This window comes from Emticicia sp. TH156 (assembly GCF_002855535.1).
Classification (GTDB): domain Bacteria; phylum Bacteroidota; class Bacteroidia; order Cytophagales; family Spirosomataceae; genus Emticicia; species Emticicia fluvialis.
The window spans coordinates 113,872-134,890 of record NZ_PKRS01000004.1; the positions used below are offsets into that span (position 1 = coordinate 113,872).

A 21,019-nucleotide genomic window follows, 5' to 3' on the forward strand; every position below is an offset into this window, starting at 1 on the left:
CAAATTTTAGGCGTCTAGTTCTCCGGCAATTACGTTAAGGCTACTCATAATTGCTATGGCATCTGAAATGGAAACACCTTTACACATTTCAGGGTAGGCCTGGTAATAAATAAAACAAGGGCGACGGAAGTGCAAACGATATGGAGCACGGCCTCCATCGCTTACCAGATAAAATCCTAACTCTCCGTTTCCGCCTTCAACTGCATGATAAACCTCACCAACGGGGGCATCAATCTCACCCATCACAATCTTGAAGTGATAGATAAGTGCCTCCATGCTGCGGTAAACTTCTTGTTTAGGTGGCAGGTAGTAATGGTCTTCGTTGGCATAGTATGGGCCTTCGGGCAGGTTTTCAAGCGCCTGTCTGATAATCTTCATACTCTCCCACATTTCCTGATTCCTAACCATGAAGCGGTCGTAAGTATCGCCGTTATGGCCAACCGGAATATCAAACTCGAAGTCCTGGTATGACGAATAAGGCTCCATTACACGAACGTCGTAATCAACACCGGCAGCACGCAGGTTTGGCCCTGTAAAGCCATATTCAAGGGCGCGTTCAGCCGTTATCGGGCCTACGTTCACTACCCTGTCGATAAATATTCTGTTTCTGTTGAAAAGCTTTTCAAACTCAGCCAGTGTTTTTGGCAGGTCGGTATAAATCAATTGCTTGATTTTATTCAATGCGGTTGGTGATAAATCACGCTCCATGCCACCGATACGACCCATATTGGTAGTCAGGCGGGCACCGCACATTTCTTCGTAGATTTCGTATATTTTCTCTCTTTCCTGAAACAGGTACAAGAAGCCTGAATAAGCTCCGGTATCTACCCCAAGAATAGAGTTACATATCAGGTGGTCGGCAATACGAGCCAGCTCCATCATAATTACCCTGATGTATTGGGCACGTTTAGGTACCTCTACACCCAGCAGTTTTTCAACCGTCATGTGCCAGCCCATGTTATTGATGGGAGACGAACAGTAATTCATGCGGTCGGTGAGGGTGGTAATCTGATAGAAAGGGCGGCGCTCGGCGATTTTCTCAAAAGCCCGGTGGATATACCCGACGGTTTGTTCTCCTGATACAATTTTCTCACCGTCCATTTTCAACACGTTCTGAAAGATACCGTGTGTAGCAGGGTGAGTAGGCCCCAGATTAAGCGTAGTATATTCTGTATCTTCAACAATTGGCCTGTTAAGAGCCAACGCATCAGTGGTGTTTTTTGGGATAATCAGTTCTTCTGCCATTGTATTCAATTTTCAATTAATCGGCTATTGTAAAACAGTCTGACCAATTGGTAAAATTTATATTATCTGCCGAAAAGCGCATCAATCTTATCGTTTCGGGTAGCATCTTCCAAAGGATATTCTTTTCGCATCGGGAAGTAATCCATTTCTTCAATATTCAAAATACGCTTCAGATTCGGGTGACCATCGAAGATAATACCGTAAAAATCGTACGTTTCTCTTTCAAGCCAGTTAGCCGTTGCATAAAGTGTAGTTGCCGTAGGGATGTGGATATCGTCTGCAGGCAGAAACACCTTGATACGGATGCGCACGTTGTTTTCAAGACTATGAACATGGTAAATTACGCCAAACTCTTCGCCCTTGTTGTCAGGTAAGTGAATGCCGCAGATGTCGGTCAGGAAACGGAAACGGAAAGTTTCGTGCTTATTAAGATAAACCAGCAGATTGATAATATTCTGGCGATTGGTAGTAAAGGTGAGAAGACCATGAGGTTCTTCAAAATTCTTCACTTGCTCACCAAAATGAGCTAATAAATCTTCTGCAATTTGTTGATTACTTAACATGTAATTCTATTAATGGTTGTAGCTATTTAGTGATTTAGTGGGTTTGTGAATGCGTGATCAGTAAATTATTAAAAATCAAATAATCACACACTCATTCGCTAAATGTTCTACTGTATATTATAAGACTCTAACAAAGCTGAGTATTCCGGGGTATTTCTGCGGCGCAACGACTCGTTTCTTGCTAATTCCTGTATCTGCATCAAACCGTCAAGAATCTGTTCCGGGCGCGGAGGACAACCGGGTACGTACACATCAACCGGTATAATGCGGTCTATGCCTTGCAAAACCGAGTAGGTATCAAAAATACCACCGCTTGATGCACAGGCACCCACGGCAATTACCCAGCGGGGTTCTGCCATTTGCAGGTACACTTGTTTTACAACAGGCCCCATCTTTTTAGCTATTGTACCCATCACCATTAACAGGTCTGCCTGACGTGGAGAAAAACTGGGTCTTTCAGAGCCAAAGCGAGAAATATCATAGTGAGACCCCATGGTTGCCATAAACTCAATTCCACAACAAGATGTGGCAAAAGGAAGCGGCCATAGAGAATAGCTACGCGCCATACCAATTACTTTATCTAGCGAGGTAGCAAAAAATCCTGCTCCTTCAAATCCTTCCGGTGCTTCCACCATTTTAACTGAACTCATATATCTGGTAGGTGTTTAAAGACTCAAAATAAAACTTAAGCCCAAACATTATATTAATTGTTGAGTAATTTAGCGATGGAGTGCCTGAGCGGTAAATCTGATTCTATTGAACTGGTCAATAACCGAACCAACCTATCATATACACCTGCACGCTGCAAAATAAAAGTGTCGGACTACCAGCCCGACCTACGCTCGCTTATTCTTTTTCCCAGGTTAATACACCTTTTTTTATGATGTAGTAAAAACCGGTCATCAACAAACCCAAAAACAATACCATTTCAACAAAACCAAACCAGCCGAGTTTCATAAAGTTGACGGCCCAGGGGTACATGAAAATGATTTCAACATCAAACAGCACAAACAGAATGGCTATCAGAAAGTACTTGATTGAAATGGGAGTTCGGGCATCACCCTTTGATTCAATACCGCACTCGAAAGGGTCGTCTTTTTTGACGCTGTGTCTTTTCGGGCCGATTGAGTGGGTAACAATCATGGTAAAAACTATAAATCCAACGGCAGCGATTAACTGCACCAAAATCGGGAGAAAATCTGAGGGCAAGTATTCTTTCATAATAACTGTAATAGTATCAGTAACACAGGGCCCGGGATTAACGACCCTATATCAGTAACGATTAATTCGTATGTAAAGGTACAAATAAATTGCGTTTCAAAATTACTAACGTAAAGTTTAGAAACAAAATAAAAAAGGGTTGAATCTTCAACCCTTTCAGTATTTTATGAAAACTTTTTTTTTAATCTTCTGCAGCCCGGCACTGCCTTTGAAAACGCCACATTTGGTTTACAATCATTCAGGTGTTCGGAAGGCCTGATTTTATGGCTTTTATTGAACCAGAACCCGCTTGATTATTTTGTATTCGTTGTTTTTTACGATTACCTGATACCGCCCTTTGGGCATACCAGCCAGGCTTAAGGTTTGCCTGGGGTTAAGCTCGCCCACATAAAAATCCCTGACAATGCCTCCTTTGGCATCATAAAACTGAACCCGAACGTCTTTTAAGGTATAAAAAGATTCAATATGCAGCAAATTATCAGAAACGGGGTTCGGAAAAACCTTAGCAAAGTTATCTGATGGCTCAAAAACAAAATTGAACGCCTTGGAAACAGGCGACGAGCAAGTCAGTGACTGTCGGTTGGCAAATGAATAAATGACAGACTCTTTTACGGTGTACGCGCCAGACTGCCCTACCCTGATGAAACTTTGCGAATCAGATAGCTTTACGCCGTCGCGGGTCCATTCAAAAACAGAACCGAAACGACCCTGATTGGTGGTAGCTAAAACATAAGGCCCCGTTTGTGCTATGGCCGTTTCGGGCGGGCTTTCTCTTACAATAACTTCTACCTCGTCTGATGGTTGAGAATAACAGCCGGTTTCATCTTTTACCTGCACATAAAAAACACCAGAGGTGGTTACATTAATGCTACGGGCTTTGGTTTTATTGCTCCAGACGTATTCAAGGCTTTGGGGGGCTGTCAGATTCACATTGCCTCCTTCGCAAAAAGTAATAGCGCCGCTGGCACTGATAACCGGCTTGGGCGGCCCCTGCCTGGCCTCTATCATAACGGGGTCTGACACAGCCTTGCAGCCGTTAATACTGTAACTGGTAACAAAATATGTCCCGCTGTTTCTAATAATCAAATTCTGGCCTGTTTTACTATTGTTCCAGACATTACCCGTTAAAGAAGAAGATTTCAGAACGATACTGTCGGAGTCGCAGAATATAGCCGCCCCCATAACCGAAACAACCGGTTTTGTTACCGTGTTCTGTTCGGAAATATTAACCGGCTGAGAAATATAGATATTTCCTGAAGCGTCATGTACCTGAACCGAATAACTGCCGCTATTTACAACAATTGACTGAGCAGTGCTGCCGTTGCTCCAGAGGTAATTACTGTAATTGCCAGCCACTTCAATTTTAAATTTACCATTCTGGTCGTTGGCATTACAAATTACATTGAGCGCTACAGAGGTGCGGGCGGGTAATGGACTTGAGCTGGTCAGGATTCTGTTATCAAGGGCATTGTTCCAGTATTCAGCTGCCATATTCAGGCCTTCTTTATGAAAATGGATACCATCTGCCCGGTAGTCTGTGCCCACTATCTGGTCTGTAAAAGGCCCGGGGAAAACATGAGGGACCTGAACAATAATCATATTCTGGCCATTAATAACATTAGGTTGTTCAACCGGATTACGCGACGACCTGGCCATTACCCATGCCAGGTCTTCTTTACCACTATCTTTCCTGCTGGTTTCAATAACGGTCTTCATATACTCAAGGTACTTTTCAGAAGGCGTAGATTCGTCGCTTTCGCCCTGCTGCCATAGCACGGCACGTACACCGGTGCGCGGTACATAGTATTGCAAGGCGGCTTTCATGGCACGATACGGCATGCCGGGTACGCCAATAAAGGTAGGCAGCTCTTTAGTGAGATCTTCACCTTTAGCAGACCGTTGCCAGGCACTGGCACCTATACCGCCCAGAGCGGCACCATAAAACAAAACAGGTACATTGAGCCTCTGGGCCAGCTTATCACCCAGCCTGCCCCAAAACCAGGGAACATAATTATAAGGAGCCATGCGGGTTGCATTGCCCATTTGAGTAAAACTGAAAGGAAGAATGGTTTCGTCCAGCAAATTCTGGTAGAAGTCAATGGTTGACACCCGGTCATCAGTCGCGCCTATATCCCCACCTGCAAATTTGGCATCTCCCTGAGCATTTGACTGACCAGCCACTATAAATACTTCACCAACACCTACTTTTTCTATGGTAGCGCTAGCCACTACCTGATTATTTAGAATGCCTCTTATTTCAAGGTTATACCATCCGCCGCTCAGCTCAAAAGCCCCATTAAAAATTCCTGTGGTTAGCGTGTTGCCGATGGGGGTCCAGCCCAGTTCCTTGCCTTGCCCCTGTTTTACCGGAATCGCCCTTGCCTCTATCCGGTCAAGGAAATTAAGGTAGCTGCCGTTAATATTTACGGTAGCTACATTATTATTGTTTCGTTGAAAAACAATTCTTGAAACCGGAAAATTAATCTGAATTTGCGAGTAACCGCTAAGTGTAAAAATACAGAAGATAACAGCGAGCCATTTCTTATGCAGCATAAAAGTCAGGTTAAAAAAGATTTATACTCAGATTTATACACTTTTTTAATAAAAAACGTACACTTACCTAATTGTTTGTTGCATTTACTGATGGCTAAAACAAAAATAAAGGACATGGCCGTTATTCAACAATAACACGTTTTTGTATCTGGTAATCTTTGCTTACAATTCTTACCACATATAAACCTTTTGCCAGGTTTTTCAGGTTTAAGGTTTGGCGTGTATTTAAATTACCAATATAAAAAGCCAGAGCGTTATTGCCTTTCATATCAAAAAAAGTAACATTAACGTTGGTATAGTCTTTCAGAGTTTCAATATTCATTAGTCCGTCAACCACGGGATTAGGAAAAACTATAGTACCGTTATCAGCCGGGTCTATTACATAATACAAAGGAGCCGAATACGGAGAATAACATTTTAGCGAAGCCCCTGTATTAACAATATAACTTATTGAACCCCTTACGGTATAATTACCTGATGACCGGCCTTTGATTATTTTTCCGGTGTCTGATAACCTAACGCCATCCTTGAGCCATTCAAATTGTGAATCAACACTACCTGTGGGCAGGGCTTCCAGTGAATAAGGTCCAGACTTCGCAACCGTAATAGCCTGAGCATTAGGTTTTACATCAACCTGTACTTCGTCAGAAGCCGGAGAGATACAACCGTTTTCATTTCTGGTTTTAACAGAAAACACGCCTGAAGTAGAGGTATTAACGGTTTGTGCTGCTGTAGAATTATTCCATATATAACCATTAGCACTTGTTGATGACGTAAGGATTACACTCGAGCCCTCGCAAAAAGTAGTAGGGCCACTTGCAAAGATGGTTGGCTTTGCCGGTAGAGGATTTACCTGAACAGCCACAGGTTCAGAAACCTGCTGGCACCCAAAAGTGTTAGTGGCTGTTACAGAATAATTACCTGTCTGGTTCACAATGATTTCGTACCAGGATGCCCCGGTGCTCCATTGAATGCCTTCACGGACATCTGAAGTAAGAGTTACGCTGGCATCGGCGCAAAAAACTGTAGGCCCACTTGCTGTCAGAAAAGGTTTCGCCGGTTTTGGGTTAACCTTTACCGTCAGTTTGCTTGAAGTAGTTTCACAACCGAATTCGTTTTTAACTTTCAGGGTATAATCACCTGAATTACCAATAGTAATACTTGGGGTATTTTGACCCGTACTCCACAAATTGCCATTTGCGGCGACAGAACGGAGCGTAACGGTTTTATCCTGACAGAATGTGGTTGGTCCATCGGCTATAATTCTGGCCTCAGGGTTAGGAAACACTGTAATATTGGTGGCTTCTGATACCGCACTACAGCCCAGATAATTAAATTTGGTTACTGTAAATGAGCCTGCGCTATTGGCTACTATAGATTTGGTATTTGCACCTGTTGACCAATAGAAGTCTTCATCGACATTAGTTGATAGCCTTACGGCCCCTCCATCACAAAAACTGGTGGCGCTTTCGGGTATAATCAACGGCCTGCCGGGTATCAACTCACCTGAGTAATTAATTCCCTGGGTAAAATAAACATTACCCAGCGCATCGGATACTTTCCCTCTGAAAAAACCATTACCAACTGCAATATTCCTGTTATTGTTGAGATCAATAGAACCGTTGGTCCATTTATAATTGATATAGCCATCCTGCATACTCATATTAAGCGGCGCACCGGTATTCTGAACATTGCAGTTTACACTGAAATTTACCAGCGCAGAAGCCTGAACAGGGGTTGACCGGCTAAAAAAATCGGTATTCAGTTTATCATTCCAGGCATTGGCAAGGTCAATTAATCCCTGCCCGAAAAAATGGACGCCGTCAATTCTGGTAGTAATACCATCTGTTTCGGGGCCTCTGAATACGTTGCTGTAATTAACAATAACTGCTTCCTGTGCAGATAAAATTGTTGGAGAAGTTGCCCTATCTTTAGTGCGAGACACCTTACTGACAACCCAGCTAAGATTTTTTCCGCTATCTGTTCTGCTGCGCTGAATCAGGTATTGAAGGGTATTACGGTAAACGTCATAAGAAGTGCCTTTATCGCTGTCGGTTTCACCCTGATGCCATAATACCGCCCTGGCACCAAACATATTTACGTAATTATAAAGCGATTTACGAAGGTTGTCGTATGGATAACCGGGTAATGCATAATTGCCAGAGTAATAATCATAGCCTCTTCCACCGTCGGCACTTACCTGCCATGATTCAACACTCATTGACTCCATGGCCGTATTAAAAAATAACACAGGCACACCCAGCTTAGAAGTAAGAAGGTCGCCCAGCCTGCCCCAACACCATGAACTACCCCCTAAGGGAGCTATTTTTGTATTTTCGTCGAGGTGACCAATAACAGGATATGGAACTTCAGGTAGCTGACCAAAAGAGTAGTAATTTGTAACCACATTGACGCGGTCATCAGTTGCCGGGGGATTCCCGAAACCTGCGTACCCCATGGCATTAGACTGCCCGGCAATCACAAATACTTCACCTATCCCAACTTTATCTAATACGGCAGTTGTTACAATCTGTTGATTTTTAATGCCTCGTACTTCCAGCTGATACCAGCCACCCCAGGCAGAAATGCTGCCATTGAAAGTGCCGGTATTAGGATTAATGTTTATGGTTGCCCAATCAGTAGAGGCGCCACCATTGATGGCTAAAACGCGTGCGTCTACCCTGTCGAGTTTCGACTGAAAAGAACCTGCCACAGGAATCACTCCTCCGCCAGAACTGTTTCTTTGAAAAACAGCACGGCTCATGGGAAAAGTAATCTGGAGTTGTGCCAAAACACTTGAATTTACAAACAAAAATAAAATTACAAGTACTTTCTTCATGGTTAAATTAAATAGAAAGCGCCTCTGGGGTCTAAAATTTTAAGGGCACACACCTCAATGCTTTCATCTTAAAAAAGCTTTTGCCAATTCAGGAAAAAACTAGTCTGTTTATATTTCTGGCAAAAGAACCTTATTCTTCGTTCAGATTTTGCCAGATTAAATCTTTTAGCTCGTCGATTCCCTGGTTAGCCAGAGAAGAGAAAAACACATAAGGTAAATCAAGCGGTATTTTCTTCCTGATTTTGGCCAATTGTTTGTCGTCTATCAACTCAGATTTTGATATACCCAGAATACGTTTTTTGTCGAGCAGTTCGGGGTTATACAGTTTTATTTCTTTCAGAAGTGTTTTATACTCTTTCAGGGGGTTTTCGCTATCGGCGGCTACAAGAAACAGCAAAATCGAATTACGCTCAATGTGTCGCAAAAAACGCAGTCCAAGACCCTTGCCCTCTGAGGCGCCTTCTATAATACCGGGGATATCGGCCATAATAAAAGACCTGTAATCTCTGTATGACACCACACCCAGATTTGGCACAATGGTAGTAAAGGGATAATCGGCAATTTCGGGCTTTGCAGCGGAAACCACAGACAAAAGTGTTGACTTACCGGCATTCGGGAAACCCACCAGACCTACATCGGCCAGCACTTTCAGTTCCAGTATTATCCATGACTCTTCACCTTCTTCACCGGGCTGGGCATATTCAGGCGCCTGATTGGTTGAGTTTCTGAAATGGTAATTTCCTAAACCACCCCGGCCACCTGCCAGTAAAACAATTTTTTCGCCGTCTTGTGTTACCTCACCTAGTATTTCACCGGTTTCGGCATCTCTGGCTACAGTGCCTAATGGCACCTCAATAATTTCATCTTTACCCTGGGCACCGGCTCTTCTGCCACCTTCACCTGCTACACCGTGTTCAGCCTTTATGTGCTTACGGTATTTCAGATGCAGGAGTGTCCAGTGCTGGGCATTTCCTCTAAGAACAATATGGCCACCGCGGCCGCCGTCTCCGCCGTCTGGCCCGCCATTAGGTACATGCTTTTCTCTTCTAAAATGTTTAGACCCAGCCCCACCATTGCCCGAACGGCAATTTATTTTCACATAATCAATAAAATTACTTGTCATAATCTTTGGGTCGTTTGAACAATTGTATGATTTAGTGAATGAGTAATTGCCTGATTAAAACCAGATAATCTGTGCAGCGGCAAAAGTAAAACCGCCAATGTTCTCAAGCACTAAATGGTTTTCAATGAACCATCGCGGAGTCAATTGCTTCGCAAATGGCACCGAATATGGCTTCTATTTCACCAATACCGTTCACCTTTACCACTTTGCCTTGTTGCTGATAGAACGGCAGCACGTGGATAGTCTTGGTAAAATATTCGTCTATGCGTTTTAATAATTTATCTTCGTCGTCATCGGCTCTGCCGCTTACCTTCTTTCTTTCGGCAATGCGGTTTTTAATTTCTGCCTCTGTTACGTCCAGCTGCAAAACCAGGTCTATCTTTTCTCCTTTACTCTCCAGGAATTTATCAAGCGCTTCGGCCTGATTAACCGTACGAGGGAAACCATCAAAAATAAAGCCGCTGGCATCGGGGTTACGTTGTACCTCTTCTTCCAACATATCAATGGTGATAGAATCAGGCACCAGCAATCCGTCGGCCAATATCTGCTTTACACGCTTACCAAGCTCGGTATCCTGGCTGATATGCATTCTGAACATATCGCCTGTTGAAATATGAGCTAGCTTGTATTGGTTAATAATCTTAGCTGATTGTGTGCCTTTTCCGGCACCGGGAGGTCCAAAAATTACAAGATTAAACATAGATAAAATTAATGGTCATAACTGTCCCTTTCAGGTTTGCGTAAAGAGCAGGACGACAAAAATAAAATCAAATTTTGTAAGATGCACATTTTCAATGCAAATAATTTGAAACCAATAAAAAAATGAGGCCCGCTTCTGACAGAAACGAGCCTCATTTTTTTTACTTTATTTTAAATCATCATCCTTTCGGACCACCATTTGCAGGATTATTGTTGGCCGGCGCGGCTGTTCCACCCGGAGCAGCAGTACCATTACCACCATTAATAATTTCAAGAACTTTGATAGCCTGCTGATTGGTTGGGTCGTAGACTAACACCAGGTTCATGTATTCTTTAGCCTTGGTTGTGTCTTTATCAAGCAAAAGAGCCTTTGTACCCAGATATCCATAAGCCTCAGCCAGGTATCTTTTTGTATTATCTTTCACTTTGTCAGCCTCTGGCACTAATGAAATGTATTTTTCATAAACCTTGGCAGCTGAGAAAGTTGAGTCGTTCGGATTTGCGTATTGTTTTGCACGTGCTTTGATGATATAAGGTACCAACCAGGTATCACGATACAATTCAATTGTTTTAGACAAAGCTGAGTCTGCTTTTACATATTCTTTTGAACGCATGTAGGCGTCAGCAAGGTTATAGTAATCCGGTGCTCCTGCTTTTTTAGAAGCTGCAATTGATTTCTCTAAAGTCTGAGCCAGTTTATCCCATCTTTTAGCGGCTTTATAAACATTGGCTATATCGTTCAGATAATTGGAAGTGGTGTCGCCCATTTCTATTGCCTTTTGCATGCTCAGGATACCCAATGAATCGTTCAATGCTTTATTTGCATCATCTTTGATACAGATATAACCTTTACCGATTGTACCGTAATCAGATGGCAGGTGGCGATCTTTTGGAGCCTTGTTTAAAAACTCCTGGATATTTTTGATACCCTCGGCACACTCACCTTTTTCAACTTGCGTATAACCTCTCAAACGATATTTAACAGGGTCCTGGATTTTATCGAAGATAGAATTCAACACGTTTGTAGCGCCATCATAATCTTTAACGGTAAATGCAAGTTTTACGTAATTAAGTTTAGAAGCGTCTGATGCCTCACTTTTTTCAAGATACAATTTGGCGTTTTTAGCAGCCAGGTCATATTTACCGAAAACGGTATAAAGGTTACCTAAATATCTGTAAGCTGGTGCGTGGTCAGGGTCGGCCGTGATAGCCTCAGTAAATTCTTTTTGTGCTGAAGGATAGCTTTTACCCTGAAACCATACTCTACCCATTTCTGTGTGAATAATAGCCGCTTTCTGACCCATTCCCAGGGCGTTTTCAAGGGCTGTCATGGCTGGGCCACCATCGTTTTTCAATAAATAAGCTTTTGCAAGCGCAAGGTAATAATCAGGGTTGTTCTTTACTTTCAGCAGGTCAAGGCCAGCCTGAATATTCAATACTGCTTCGGCAGGGTCGTTCAGTTTCGGATTATCTGAAATAGCATACGCATCTCCGATTCTGAATAAAACTTCAGCGTTTTTGTTTTTTGTATCTTTTTTAATTAAATCAAAGTCAGCTTTTGCACCTGCTTTATCGCCAGACAATAATTTAACTGCACCTAAACCTACGCGGTTCAGAGGATCAGGTCTTTTATCAACGGCTGTTCCTTTAGTAAAAGCATCTTTGGCTTTTTCAAGGTCTGGCTCAGGCAAGTTAAGATAATAGTAACCCTGATAAAAATAATTTTCTGCCGTTGGAGCAGAGCTTACCAGTTGATTGAAAATAGTTCCTGCAGCGTTGTAGCGCTCGGCCTCCAAATTTCTCAATCCGTCCTGCACTGTTTGTGCCAAGGTGTGGAACGACAACGCCAGCACCGCAACTGCTGATACTGACAAAGATCTCAAAATCTTGTTCATTTTCACTCTGAAGTTAGGTTTACGATTCTTTGTATTAAAAAAACATTAAGCAAAATTAAAAAACAATTCCGATACAGAAAAAAATTTGTTCATATCGGGCAATACTTTTTAAATCTTTTGCTATTGATGATTAAGACAAAATCTTGTATTTAAGGTTTATTAATAATTTGTTAATGCTGATTTGCCTGCATCCCTTAGTTGTAAAACAAAAAAAATAGGTGCAGGGTTCTATTTGGGCTGTTCTCTGTTGATGACCACCCCTTTTGGATAGACATAATAGGGTATTAATCCGGACTTTTCAACCACCAGCTGGCCAATCTGGGCACAGCAAAAGCGGGTAAATGCTTTGGTTAAACCGAAGTGATCCATTGTGTGCAGATAAATGCGTCTTTCAAGCGGATATCTTCTGGCACGAAGCGATTCAGTTGTTGGCTTATAATAATCAGCGGCAGCCGGGCTATCTGAAGCAGCAACCCCAAGCACCTTGATACTAGATATAAAAACCCTGCTGTTCTGGTCGTCAAGGTCGCTAATCCAGTTACCACCAATGATACCAATAGCCTTTGGATTCTTCTTAATATACTCTATTACATCTTTATTGCCATTGGCAGCAAAGATATTGGCGCGGTTCAAATCTTTTATCTGTAATTTCTGCATCATGTAATTCAGGTTGCTTGAATTACTGTTATCAAAAACCAGTTTATAATCTGAATGCGCCTTGCCGTCAAAAATATCTTTCAGCTCTTTCAGCGAAATATTTTCAATCGGGTTTTCAGGGTTTACAATCAAAGCCACACCATCAAGCGCCATTTTTGCGGGCAGGTAGGCTATTTTTTTCGACGCAAAAAAAGACTGTTCATTTTGCGTTGCTTCACGGGTTGTAACAGCAATATCAACTGAATCACTTAGCATCAACGACATCGCCTTTTGCTCAGGCATATATCTGACATGTAAAATGGCTTTCGGATAATGCGCGTTGTAAGCCATTACCTGAGCATCAATAATAGGTTTAAGTGATTCGTCGGCTGCAATTGTTATTTCCCCATCGTTTGGTAAATCCGGCTTGTCGGGTTTAGAACACCGCAAAAAAAGCAAAGCACAGATAGCCAAGAGAATTAACTTCCTCATTGTAGTAATTCTATAATAGTTTAAGTTTGAACAATGTAAAAATACTATATAAACAACGAAAAAAAAATAACAGACCGTATATTATTAAAAAATAATTAAAAAAAATATGCCACCCTGTTACACAAAGTGGCATGTTTTTATAGAAAAAAATCAGTCATTCATCGTGTCTTTGATTGACAGATAGGCTCTGTATGCTCTGAAAATACCATAGGCTATCAATAAAGCGCCCATTGCATAAGCGAGCGTATCTGAAAGCGGTACCATCAACCATTTCAACTTAATTACAAAGTATCCTAAAACCATGTAAACCAGGGCAAACAAGCCCATTGACAATTGTAAGACCCTTTGAAATACCTGACGCTGCTTGTCTGATGAATTACGTCGTGCTGCCATTATTACTCAAGTTGGAAATTAATCGGCATGGTGAAGAATACACGCACGCTACGACCATTTTGTTTACCCGGATTCCATTTTGGCATCGACTTAATCACTCTTTGCGCCTCTTCGTCGCAACCAAATCCAATACCTTTCAGAATTTGTACGTCGCCAATGCGTCCGTCTTTTTCAACAACGAACTTAGCAAATACTCTACCTGAAATATTGGCTCTTTGAGCTGCAGACGGATATTTAAGATTTTTACCAATGAAGGCATACATCTCTTTAAGACCGCCCGGAAACTCCGGTTGCTGTTCAACCGTAGTGAAGATTTCATCTTCTTTAGGTTGAGCGATTTCAGCTGGTTTAGGCGCTTCTACCGGTGGAGGTGCCGCTGCAACTTCTTCAGTTTCAACACCTTCTTTGTTTACGTTAGAAATAACCTTATTTTCAACCTCTTCCACTTTTGGTGGTGGTTCTTCGTTCTTTACTTCTTCATCGGCCTTAGGTTCAGGCGGAATGAATTTAATTTGCGCTATCTCCTGCTTTGGTGGTTCAGGCTCTGGAGGCGGAGGCGGAATATCAGGCTTTTTCTCTTCCTGTTTTTCTTCCTTTAACTTAGAGAGGTCAATTTCGACGGTTTGAAGCTCTTCTTCTTTATTACCGCCAAATTTATTAACACTCCAAGCCGCTAACAATGCTCCACCAAATATACCAATACCAATAACAGAAGCTTTGGTAAGGTACCTTGAGTAGTTCTTCCTTAGTGAATATGCACCGTATTCTTTGTTACGTCCTTCGAATACAATTTCATCTAAGGTGATGTTACTAGCATTTTTTGCTTCCATTGATTTGTTTGTTTTTTCCTTAGATTACTTATTTTTTAGGTTCTGCCAGCTTTTGGTCAAGCAATTCCTTCTCTTTCGGAGCCAAATCAACAATTGCGTAGCGGTCTGACTTCGTAATTGCCATTTCGTCCAAAATATCTACAGTATTCTTCCAGTTAGCTTCATCACTTGGTTTGATGATAACAGTAAACTTGTTTACATCAAGTGCATTGGCCTTCTTAACTAATACAGCTTTTCTGATACCTTCGGCAGAGTAATCTGTTTCGGTAATATCTGCTACGGTTAAATCCGTAAGAGGCTTCTGATACCAAAAGATTCTGTCATCTTTCCCCATCAAAACGGTAATGGTGTTGGTTACCTTTACCTCTGGTGGTGGCGGATCATCAGGCTTTGGTTTATCAGGCATGTTCAGCTTCATCATGTTGGGCTTGCCGAATGTAGTGGTATACATAAAGAAAGTAATCAACAAGAAGCCCAAGTCCACCATGGGTGTCATATCAGGCTTACCACCTGCTTTCTTGGACCGTACCTTATCGCCTTTCTTACCACCACCACCGGACTCCTGTATTTCTGCCATTTTATATCTGGTAATTTAAGGGTTCGAAAATTTACTATTCTTTCGTTTCAGAATCGGTAATTAACTGAAATTTGTTAATATCGTTTTTACCAAGTTCTGTAAACAATTTTTTGATTGCAGGGTACTGCGTTTTCACGTCGCCACGAACAGCCAGTTTCGCTTTTTTGTTGATGTCTGACAAATAGGTTTTCACCCAGTCAACCAACTCACTTTTTGTACTGTCGTTTGGAATACCTGCAATTTTCACCTGACCTTTCTGTGCATCCGGAAGTGCAAGATATTGTTTTAGAGAAGTGATTGAAACACCGGTTTCAGATAACTTTGTAAAACTAGCCTGCTCAGATTCCGAAAGGCCGGCGCTATACTTCTCATTCATTTTCTGAATAAGCGCGTATCTGTCAACCGGATTAGTAACGCCAAAATAATATTTGCCGTCTTTATCAATGGTAATCGTAGCCATATCTTTGTCTTCAACTTTAATTTCTGACACTGATGAAGGCGTATCTACTGTTACAGACTCCTGACTTTTGAACTGGGTTGTCATGATGAAGAATGTAAGGAGTAGGAACGCAACGTCACACATCGCAGTCATATCCATTGATGGACTTTTTCTGGCTGGTTTCGGTGCTGCCATAGCTTTTGTTTAAAAATTTAAAAGTTTAAACTACTGTTAACTTTACTGCTTTTCTTAGTGGTGAGCAGCGAAGTTTTGCTGAAGGCTCATTCCGATTTCGTCAATCTTGTAAGTAAGCGTATCTATTTTTGAGGTAAATAAGTTATACATGATGATTGAGATCGCTGATGTACCGATACCCAAGGCTGTGTTAATCAAGGCCTCAGCAATACCAGTTGCAAGAGCAGATGCATCAGGGGCACCACCACCAGAACCAAGCGCAAAGAATGAACGAATCATACCGATTACAGTTCCTAATAGGGCTACAAGGGTTGAAACTGATGCTAGTGTTGAAAGAATAGTAAGGTTTTTCTCTAACATTGGAAGCTCAAGTGTTGTTGCTTCTTCAACTTCTTTTTGAAGTGCAACCAATTTCTGATCTTTCAATAATGAAGTATCAGCGGCCAATTGGTTATACTTTTGTAGAGCGGTTTTAGTAACGTTACCTACTGAACCTTTTTGTTTGTCACACTCTTTGATAGCTTCTGCAATGTTGTTTGAGTCTACTAACGAACGTACTTTACGAACGAAGGCGTCCAAATCACCTGTACCAGAAGCTTTGTTGATTGTAATGAAACGCTCAATAGAGAATACCAATACTGAAAGCATGAAAGTTAACAGGATAGGTACGATGATACCTCCTGAATAAACTATACCCATAGCAGTAATTGGTTTGTGTTTAGTTTCAGGATCTGAGAAGTTGGCTGAGTCACCTAGGATGAAATACCACAAACAAAAACCGATAACTAATAAAATTGGGATAACGAACGCTGGATTTAATCCACCACTTGAAGACTTAGGGGCTGCTGGTTTTGCTGCTGGGGCTGTAGTCTTTTTTTCCATTAGCTTTGAAATTTTTAGGGTTTTAAAAAATGATACAATGAATTTTTTGGTAAATAAAAGTTAAAATTTTAAAACAAAGAATATTAATAATAGAAAATTTTGTAAAAACCTGCTAAATATTCTTTTTCAATCGTGGGACAAGTTTAAGCAAAATCGGTGAAACAAAAAATATCAAACCTTATAAATTTTTATCATCAGAATATACTTTTGCATTTTTTAAAGATTGATTATATCTATTTTCCGTATGGGCTAAAAACATAACTTTTTCATTATCAGATAGTTAAATATTATGCTTCCGGCCATATAACTAAAACTTTCGTTCTCAATTTTTTTTCACAGAAAAATACTATTTTTTTAAAAAAAACCGGCCGGTCAGGGCTTATTACTGTCAACTTTCAGTCTTTCGTCACGATTCGCCACCCCCCATGCTGTATGAAATACCAGTTCTGTAATCTGTCTGTATTTAGGAAAAAGGATTTTCTCTACGTCGTCACCCGGGCGATGGTAGTCTGCATGCACCCCTGTAAAGTAGAAAGCAACGGGTATCTTATGCTTGGCGAAGTTGTAATGATCTGAACGATAATAGAATCTGTTTGGGTCTTTGGGATCGTTGTATGTATAATCTAACTGAAATTTAACCGAATTATTGTTGGCCTCTTCACTTATTTGATGTAACTCTGAAGATAATTTATCAGAGCCGATGATATACACGTAGTCTTCGCGCGGGGCGTGTTCTTTGTCTATGCGGCCAATCATGTCGATGTTCAGGTCACACACGGTATTAGCCAGCGGAATAACGGGGTCTTTGTCGGCATAGTACTGCGACCCCAACAGGCCTTTTTCTTCGCCTGTTACTGTCATAAACAAAATACTGCGGCGAGGCCCGAAGCCGTCTTTTTTTGCCTGGCTGAATGCCCTGGCCAGTTCAAGAACTGCACAGGTACCTGAGCCGTCGTCATCGGCGCCGTTATGTATCTGCCCGCCCTGAATACCCACGTGGTCGTAATGTGCGGTTATCAGCACCACTTCATCTTTTTTGTCGGTTCCTTCCAGAAAACCCATTACGTTCATCGTTTCAACGGGTACTTCTCCCCTTTCGGCTTTAACCGATACCTTCGATTCTTTAACCGAACCCGCACTGCTAACGCCACTGATTACCATTTTATTAACCAGTTTATCAAATTTTTTAGGCTTGATATCGAGCATTTCGGCGGCCATGGCTTTTGAAATATAAAAAACCGGGTTTGTGGTAGGCTGTTCTGGCGTTGTGGCCTGGCTGATGCTCATGCGGTTGAAACGCGACAACACCACACGTCTTTCGGCTGCCAGACTTTTGAATCCGGTCTCGTCTGAGGCCGACACCACAAAAAGCATTCTGGCACCTTTGCCAGCCGCCAGTGAGGTTTTTCTGGTGAAGCCGGCTTTGTCATCCCACTCCGACTTCTCTCCGTCTTTTGTTACATAACTTTTGCCGGCAGCATCTTTGGGTTCGCCTTCCAGAATTACAACAGCTTTATTTTTTACGTCAATATTTTTGTAGTCGCTGTAATTAGCGGCCTCTACCCCATAGCCTGCAAAAACTACCTGCACCGATTCTTCCTGCGGTATGCTGGTAAGGCCATTGGGGTAATAATCTTTAAAAAATTCTTTCTTTTTGTTGCCTATTTTGATGTAGGCGTCTTTCCAGCCCTTTTTGTATAGATTAAAATGCTGAAAATAGCCTTTGCCGCCTTTGCCGTCAGATGCTACAGGCTGCAGGCCAAGATCTGCAAAGCGTTTGGCAATGTAATCGGCGGCTTTTTTTTGTCCTTCCGAGCCGGTATCGCGGCCTTCCAGTTCATCAGAAGCAATGTAGGTCAGGTCTTTTTTGAGGTTGTCGGCAGAAATAGTAGCTGCGTAGATTTTTGCTTTGTCGAGGGTGTTTGGGTTTTGTGCATATAAAAATGAGCACGAACTAAAGAGAAAAACTGCTAAGATGTTTTTTTTCATACGGTAATACAAGTTTGTTGTTTATTCTTTTGTAAAAATACAAGATATTTGTGGAGATAGCAGAGTTATGCATTATTTTGTTGCAAAAGACCAGTTAAAACTTAATATACCATTAGCTGCGTTTGATAGTAAAATTGATTTTTAAGTCCTGCAGGGACGAAATGTTTAAATATACCGTCCCTAAAGTAAATAGAAAGCATCAACAAGGTTAAAGTTTCTACTGATATTTCGTCCCGAAAGGGACGCTTACCGCAACCACTTAAAGTTTAATAGAAGATTTAATTGTGCTCATGACTAAAGAACAGGTTCTTAAGAAGTATTTTGGCTACGATTCCTTCCGACCGTTTCAGTCTGAAATCATTGATACCATACTGGCCGGGCAGGATTGCCTGGTGCTGATGCCCACCGGAGGCGGTAAGTCGGTTTGTTTTCAGGTGCCTGCTATGGTTTTTGAAGGATTAACGCTGGTGATATCTCCGCTTATTGCACTCATGAAAGACCAGGTGCAGGCATTGCTGGCCAATGGTATTCCGGCTGCGTTTATTAATAGTTCTTTATCGCCCACCGAACAAAGGGAAATTGAAATACAGTGTCGCTCGGGTGCATTGAAATTACTGTATATTTCGCCGGAAAAACTGCTAAGCAATAATTATCTGGAATACATAAAGACCCTGAAAGTTTCGCTGATTGCCGTTGATGAATCTCATTGTGTTTCAACCTGGGGGCATGATTTCAGGCCTGAATATACCCAATTGCATATATTGAAAAGTGTCTTTGCCAATACCCCAATGGTTGCCCTTACTGCTACGGCCGACAGGGTAACGCGCAAGGATATTCTGAAACAACTGGGCATTGCCGATGCCACTACTTTTATTGCCTCTTTTGACCGCCCCAACCTGAGCCTCGCGGTGTCGCCGGGAAGAAACCGCCTGAAAGTGATACATCAGTTTATTGCCAGCCGGCCGGGGGAACCGGGCATTATTTATTGCCTGAGCCGCAAGAATACAGAAGAGGTGGCCGAAGGACTACGCAAACTGGGAATTAAAGCCATGCACTACCATGCCGGTGTTGATGCGCAAACGCGCTCGGAGGTGCAGGATGCTTTCATTAAAGATGAGATACAGGTAATGGTAGCAACAATAGCCTTTGGTATGGGCATTGATAAGTCGAACGTGCGGTTTGTGATACATTATAGCCTGCCATCTAATGTGGAGAGTTTTTATCAGGAGATTGGCCGGGCAGGGCGAGACGGGATGCCATCTGATACGCTGTTGTTTTACAGTTTTGCAGATATTGTAACGCGGAAGGAAATGATTGAGAAGTCGGAGCTGCCACCAGACATGAAAGAGGTGCAACTGGCAAAGCTGGACCGCATGAAGCAATATGCCGAAACAGAAATTTGCCGCAGGCGTGTACTGCTAAGCTACTTTAATGAAGAAGTACATCAGGACTGCGGTAATTGTGACGTTTGCCGGAACCCACCCGTAAGGTTTGACGCCACCGTTTTTGCACAGAAGGCCTTATCGGCCATTGCACGTGCGCAAGAAAAAGTAGCGATGGGGCTGCTGATTGAGATTCTACGCGGTGCGCAAACCCGCCAGATATTTGAGCATAACTACCAGACCCTGAAAACCTTTGGGGCTGGTAAAGAACTGAAATATGAAGAATGGGCCGACTACATAACACAACTGCTGAACTCGGGTATTATAGATATTGCCTACGACGAAAGACACGCCCTGAAACTGAATGCGCGGTCGTGGCAGGTGCTGAAAGGTGAACGAAAAGTAGAACTGGTGAGATTTGAGCCTTTTGAAGTAAAAAAAGCCCGACTGGAGGCCGAGGCTCCGAAAGAGAAACCGAAGAAAGAAATTATACGCGATGCCCTGTTTAACAAACTGAAGCAATTACGCAAAAAACTGGCTGATGAGCAGAATCTGCCACCGTTTGTGGTGTTTTCTGATGCTACGCTGTCTGACATGGCGCAGAAAAGACCCGTTAACCGACTACAGATGCTGACAGTATCTGGCGTGGGAGAACAGAAATTCAGGCAGTATGGAGAGGCGTTTATTAATGAAATACTCGATTTTGCCAGAGAACATTCCGAACAAGGTAAAACCATACTTGTAAAGGGTTTTACGTTTGCTGCAACACTGGATATGTATCAGAAAGGGATGTCGGTAGAGGAAATTGCTCAGGAACGTAAGCTAAACCAGGCAACCATTTTGAGCCATTTAGTAAAGCTGCACGAAGAAGGAAATGATATTAACCTGCACGATTTATTACCTGCCTACGAATACAACCAGATAATTGCCGCCGCCATGCGACTGAACATCAAAAAAACCGACCCTCTGAAACCACTCTTTGAGGACTTGGAGGGGTTGTATGACTACGGCAAACTGAGGATTGCTTTTGCGTTGTGGGATGAGGAAAAATAGGCCTTATTATCAA

The 21,019-nt window shown here is 42.2% G+C and carries 17 protein-coding genes; 1 reads left to right on the forward strand and 16 read right to left on the reverse strand.

Features of this window, described 5'->3' with window-relative positions:
- Positions 1-6: 6 nt before the first annotated feature.
- From nuoD to C0V77_RS09160, 16 genes are all read right to left on the reverse strand, one after another.
- On the reverse strand, positions 7-1,245 hold the full coding sequence (nuoD, locus tag C0V77_RS09085) for an NADH dehydrogenase (quinone) subunit D (RefSeq protein ID WP_101726043.1): 1,239 nt from the start codon (positions 1,243-1,245) through the stop codon (positions 7-9).
- A 62-nt stretch (positions 1,246-1,307) separates the two neighbouring features.
- Positions 1,308-1,808 (reverse strand): NADH-quinone oxidoreductase subunit C, encoded by a 501-nt coding sequence (locus C0V77_RS09090; protein WP_101726044.1) that lies wholly within the window; start codon positions 1,806-1,808, stop codon positions 1,308-1,310.
- Between the two features lie 107 nt (positions 1,809-1,915).
- Positions 1,916-2,458: an NADH-quinone oxidoreductase subunit B gene (locus C0V77_RS09095; protein WP_101726045.1), complete on the reverse strand. Its 543-nt coding sequence runs from the start codon at positions 2,456-2,458 to the stop codon at positions 1,916-1,918.
- Positions 2,459-2,654: 196 nt separating this feature from the next.
- Positions 2,655-3,032 (reverse strand): NADH-quinone oxidoreductase subunit A, encoded by a 378-nt coding sequence (locus C0V77_RS09100; RefSeq protein ID WP_101726046.1) that lies wholly within the window; start codon positions 3,030-3,032, stop codon positions 2,655-2,657.
- A gap of 267 nt (positions 3,033-3,299) precedes the next feature.
- Positions 3,300-5,582: a sialate O-acetylesterase gene (locus C0V77_RS09105; RefSeq protein WP_101726047.1), complete on the reverse strand. Its 2,283-nt coding sequence runs from the start codon at positions 5,580-5,582 to the stop codon at positions 3,300-3,302.
- A 121-nt stretch (positions 5,583-5,703) separates the two neighbouring features.
- Positions 5,704-8,421: a sialate O-acetylesterase gene (locus C0V77_RS09110; RefSeq protein WP_101726048.1), complete on the reverse strand. Its 2,718-nt coding sequence runs from the start codon at positions 8,419-8,421 to the stop codon at positions 5,704-5,706.
- A gap of 130 nt (positions 8,422-8,551) precedes the next feature.
- Positions 8,552-9,547, reverse strand: coding sequence for a GTPase ObgE (gene obgE / locus C0V77_RS09115; protein WP_101726049.1), 996 nt, complete (start codon positions 9,545-9,547; stop codon positions 8,552-8,554).
- A gap of 118 nt (positions 9,548-9,665) precedes the next feature.
- Entirely contained in the window at positions 9,666-10,244 is a 579-nt protein-coding gene (locus C0V77_RS09120) for an adenylate kinase (RefSeq protein WP_101726050.1), read from the reverse strand.
- Between the two features lie 178 nt (positions 10,245-10,422).
- On the reverse strand, positions 10,423-12,138 hold the full coding sequence (locus tag C0V77_RS09125; RefSeq protein ID WP_101726051.1) for a lipopolysaccharide assembly protein LapB: 1,716 nt from the start codon (positions 12,136-12,138) through the stop codon (positions 10,423-10,425).
- Between the two features lie 228 nt (positions 12,139-12,366).
- Positions 12,367-13,266: a PstS family phosphate ABC transporter substrate-binding protein gene (locus tag C0V77_RS09130; RefSeq protein ID WP_101726052.1), complete on the reverse strand. Its 900-nt coding sequence runs from the start codon at positions 13,264-13,266 to the stop codon at positions 12,367-12,369.
- A 150-nt stretch (positions 13,267-13,416) separates the two neighbouring features.
- Entirely contained in the window at positions 13,417-13,659 is a 243-nt protein-coding gene (locus C0V77_RS09135; RefSeq protein WP_216824423.1) for a hypothetical protein, read from the reverse strand.
- Positions 13,660-13,661: 2 nt separating this feature from the next.
- Positions 13,662-14,489: an energy transducer TonB gene (locus tag C0V77_RS09140; RefSeq protein WP_101726054.1), complete on the reverse strand. Its 828-nt coding sequence runs from the start codon at positions 14,487-14,489 to the stop codon at positions 13,662-13,664.
- Positions 14,490-14,517: 28 nt separating this feature from the next.
- Positions 14,518-15,066 (reverse strand): biopolymer transporter ExbD, encoded by a 549-nt coding sequence (locus tag C0V77_RS09145; RefSeq protein WP_101726055.1) that lies wholly within the window; start codon positions 15,064-15,066, stop codon positions 14,518-14,520.
- A 34-nt stretch (positions 15,067-15,100) separates the two neighbouring features.
- Entirely contained in the window at positions 15,101-15,700 is a 600-nt protein-coding gene (locus tag C0V77_RS09150; protein ID WP_101726056.1) for a biopolymer transporter ExbD, read from the reverse strand.
- Positions 15,701-15,754: 54 nt separating this feature from the next.
- Positions 15,755-16,582 (reverse strand): MotA/TolQ/ExbB proton channel family protein, encoded by an 828-nt coding sequence (locus tag C0V77_RS09155; RefSeq protein WP_101726057.1) that lies wholly within the window; start codon positions 16,580-16,582, stop codon positions 15,755-15,757.
- 372 nt (positions 16,583-16,954) lie between these two features.
- Entirely contained in the window at positions 16,955-18,571 is a 1,617-nt protein-coding gene (locus tag C0V77_RS09160) for a M28 family peptidase (protein ID WP_101726058.1), read from the reverse strand.
- Positions 18,572-18,861: 290 nt separating this feature from the next.
- On the opposite strand from C0V77_RS09160, the gene recQ reads away from it, so the two are divergent.
- Positions 18,862-21,006, forward strand: coding sequence for a DNA helicase RecQ (gene recQ / locus C0V77_RS09165; protein WP_101726059.1), 2,145 nt, complete (start codon positions 18,862-18,864; stop codon positions 21,004-21,006).
- Positions 21,007-21,019: the final 13 nt, after the last annotated feature.

What these genes read in the sequence shown, in the direction of transcription:
- C0V77_RS09095 (WP_101726045.1), bottom strand. Translation starts at nt 2,458, where the DNA reads ATGAGTTCAGTTAAAATGGTGGAAGCACCGGAAGGATTTGAAGGAGCA.
- C0V77_RS09150 (WP_101726056.1), bottom strand. Translation starts at nt 15,700, where the DNA reads ATGGCAGCACCGAAACCAGCCAGAAAAAGTCCATCAATGGATATGACT.
- C0V77_RS09120 (WP_101726050.1), bottom strand. Translation starts at nt 10,244, where the DNA reads ATGTTTAATCTTGTAATTTTTGGACCTCCCGGTGCCGGAAAAGGCACA.
- C0V77_RS09135 (WP_216824423.1), bottom strand. Translation starts at nt 13,659, where the DNA reads ATGGCAGCACGACGTAATTCATCAGACAAGCAGCGTCAGGTATTTCAA.
- C0V77_RS09140 (WP_101726054.1), bottom strand. Translation starts at nt 14,489, where the DNA reads ATGGAAGCAAAAAATGCTAGTAACATCACCTTAGATGAAATTGTATTC.
- C0V77_RS09160 (WP_101726058.1), bottom strand. Translation starts at nt 18,571, where the DNA reads ATGAAAAAAAACATCTTAGCAGTTTTTCTCTTTAGTTCGTGCTCATTT.
- C0V77_RS09090 (WP_101726044.1), bottom strand. Translation starts at nt 1,808, where the DNA reads ATGTTAAGTAATCAACAAATTGCAGAAGATTTATTAGCTCATTTTGGT.
- C0V77_RS09125 (WP_101726051.1), bottom strand. Translation starts at nt 12,138, where the DNA reads ATGAACAAGATTTTGAGATCTTTGTCAGTATCAGCAGTTGCGGTGCTG.
- C0V77_RS09130 (WP_101726052.1), bottom strand. Translation starts at nt 13,266, where the DNA reads ATGAGGAAGTTAATTCTCTTGGCTATCTGTGCTTTGCTTTTTTTGCGG.
- C0V77_RS09105 (WP_101726047.1), bottom strand. Translation starts at nt 5,582, where the DNA reads ATGCTGCATAAGAAATGGCTCGCTGTTATCTTCTGTATTTTTACACTT.
- recQ (WP_101726059.1), top strand. Translation starts at nt 18,862, where the DNA reads ATGACTAAAGAACAGGTTCTTAAGAAGTATTTTGGCTACGATTCCTTC.
- C0V77_RS09110 (WP_101726048.1), bottom strand. Translation starts at nt 8,421, where the DNA reads ATGAAGAAAGTACTTGTAATTTTATTTTTGTTTGTAAATTCAAGTGTT.
- C0V77_RS09145 (WP_101726055.1), bottom strand. Translation starts at nt 15,066, where the DNA reads ATGGCAGAAATACAGGAGTCCGGTGGTGGTGGTAAGAAAGGCGATAAG.
- nuoD (WP_101726043.1), bottom strand. Translation starts at nt 1,245, where the DNA reads ATGGCAGAAGAACTGATTATCCCAAAAAACACCACTGATGCGTTGGCT.
- C0V77_RS09155 (WP_101726057.1), bottom strand. Translation starts at nt 16,582, where the DNA reads ATGGAAAAAAAGACTACAGCCCCAGCAGCAAAACCAGCAGCCCCTAAG.